General features: G+C 59.7%; 2 protein-coding genes. Both read left to right on the forward strand.

All coding sequences use genetic code 11. The features are described from left to right. The first annotated feature begins 113 nt into the window (after positions 1-113). Complete coding sequence (istA, locus tag IEX27_RS20980; protein ID WP_188723014.1) at positions 114-1,646, forward strand: IS21 family transposase; 1,533 nt, start codon at positions 114-116, stop codon at positions 1,644-1,646. Beyond that, complete coding sequence (gene istB, locus IEX27_RS20985) at positions 1,636-2,430, forward strand: IS21-like element helper ATPase IstB (RefSeq protein ID WP_188723015.1); 795 nt, start codon at positions 1,636-1,638, stop codon at positions 2,428-2,430. The genes istA and istB overlap by 11 nt, the downstream gene beginning before the upstream one ends. Positions 2,431-2,502: the final 72 nt, after the last annotated feature.

Below are 2,502 nucleotides of genomic sequence, written 5' to 3' on the forward strand. Positions count from 1 at the left end.
TGTTGGTTTCCACCCAGAACTGAGCCGGTTAGGCGCATAATTTCCATTGAGAATTGAGCCATGTGAACCTTCCCCCCAACGCGGTGAGCGACGGGGGCAACGGAGTGATCCACATGGGACTTTTAAACATCATCCGGCGCATGGCGCTGCGAGAGAAGCAGTCGATCCGCGAGATCAGCCGGCGCACCGGGCTGTCACGCAACACGATCGCGAAGTATTTGAACGCGGGTACGATCGAGCCGACGTTCACGGTACCGGAACGACCGAGCAAGCTTGATCCCTTTGCCGACAAACTGACGGCCTGGCTGAAGACAGAGACCGGAAAGTCGCGCAAGCAGCGCCGAACGTTGAAGCAGCTTCATGCCGATCTGGTGGTTCTCGGGTTCACCGGCTCCTATGGTCGGGTCGCCGCCTTCGCCCGTGATTGGCGGGCTGATCGGCAACGTGAGCAGCAGACGACGGGCCGCGGCATATTCGTTCCGCTGTCTTTCCGCCCAGGCGAAGCATTCCAGCTCGATTGGAGTGAAGATTATGCCGTGATCGGCGGCGAGCGTACGAAGCTGCAGGTCGCCCATATCAAGCTATCTCACAGTCGCGCGTTTCTGGTCAGGGCCTACCTGCTGCAGACGCACGAGATGCTCTTCGACGCCCACTGGCACGGCTTCCGCGTGTTCGGCGGCGTACCTGGTCGCGGCATTTACGATAACATGAAGACAGCGGTCGATCGCGTTGGCCGCGGCAAGGAGCGACAGGTCAACATCCGCTTCCTGGCAATGACGAACCACTACGTTTTTGCGCCCGAGTTCTGCAATCCCGCCGCGGGCTGGGAGAAGGGGCAGGTCGAGAAGAACGTCCAGGATGCGCGACCGCGGCTGTGGCAGCAGATGCCGGACTTCCCGGATTTGGCAACGTTGAATATCTGGTTGGAACAGCATTGCCAGGACCTGTGGCGGGAGACAGCGCATGGCACCTTGCCCGGCTCTATCGCAGATGTTTGGGCTGATGAGCGGACAGCATTGATGGCGCTCCCCGCCATGTTTGACGGCTTCGTCGAGCAGAGCAAACGCGTCTCGCCGACATGCCTGATCACCTTCGAGCGTAATCGTTACAGCGTGCCAGCATCGTTTGCGAACCGGCCCGTCAGCCTGCGGATTTATCCTGAGCGACTGGTTGTTGCGGCCGAGGGCAATATCCTTTGCGAACATCCGCGGATCATAGAACGCAGCCACGACAAACCGCCGAGGACGATTTACGACTGGCGGCATTACCTTGCGGTCATCCAGCGCAAGCCTGGAGCACTGCGCAATGGAGCGCCCTTCCTGGAATTACCGCTGGTCTTTCGACAACTACAGGACCAGATGCTGCGCCGCCCTGGTGGTGATCGTGAGATGGCCGATATCCTTGCCCTCGTCCTCCATCACGACGAACAGGTCGTCGTCAGGGCCGTGGAATTGGCTCTGGATCAAGGCGTGGCCACCAAGACGCATGTGCTGAACCTGCTGCATCGGCTGATCGACGGCAAGACGACCGACGGTCCCGACGTCGATACGCCACAGGCACTGACTTTGCTCCGCGAACCCAAGGCCAACGTCGAACGCTATGATGGCCTTCGTGTCCGGATCATGGGAGGTCGCCATGCGTCATGATCCCGCCAGCGCCGCCGTCGTCATCATGCTGCGTAGCCTGAAGATGTATGGCATGTCTCAAGCCGTCACGGACCTGATCGAGCAAGGTGCTCCGGCTTTTGACACTGCCGTGCCGATCCTGTCCCAGTTGCTGAAAGCCGAGATGGCCGAGCGTGAGGTCCGGTCCATCGCCTATCACATGAAGGCTGCTCGCTTCCCGGCCTACAAGGACCTCTCCGGATACGACTTCGCCGCCAGCGAGATCAACGAAGCGACTGTGCGCCAACTGCACAGATGCGAGTTCATCGACGGAGCGCAGAATGTTGTGCTCGTCGGCGGGCCGGGCACAGGCAAAACACATGTCGCGACCGCCCTCGGTGTCCAGGCGATCGAGCATCATCGCCGAAAGGTCCGCTTCTTCTCGACCATCGAATTGGTCAACGCGCTCGAGCAAGAGAAGGCCAAAGGCAAGGCAGGCCAGATCGCCGAGACACTGGTTCGCCTCGATCTGCTGATCCTCGACGAGCTGGGATACCTTCCGTTCAGTGCCTCAGGCGGTGCACTGCTGTTCCATTTGCTGAGCAAGCTTTATGAGCGCACCAGCGTCGTCATCACCACAAACCTCAGCTTCAGCGAATGGGCAACGGTCTTCGGCGACGCCAAGATGACGACCGCTCTGCTGGACCGCCTCACCCACCGTTGCCATATCCTGGAAACCGGGAACGACAGCTTCCGCTTCAAAGCCAGCTCGGCCGCAGCAGCGCAAAAGAGAGGAGAAAAGACCAACCCATTGACCAAAGCCTGATCAGAAAACCATACTTAGAGGTGGCTCACTTCTCGGTGGAAAAACCGGCTCAGTTCCGCGTGGAAACCAACA

Source organism: Nitratireductor aestuarii (assembly GCF_014641695.1).
Lineage (GTDB): Bacteria > Pseudomonadota > Alphaproteobacteria > Rhizobiales > Rhizobiaceae > Chelativorans > Chelativorans aestuarii.

What these genes read in the sequence shown, in the direction of transcription:
- istB (WP_188723015.1), top strand. Translation starts at nt 1,636, where the DNA reads ATGCGTCATGATCCCGCCAGCGCCGCCGTCGTCATCATGCTGCGTAGC.
- istA (WP_188723014.1), top strand. Translation starts at nt 114, where the DNA reads ATGGGACTTTTAAACATCATCCGGCGCATGGCGCTGCGAGAGAAGCAG.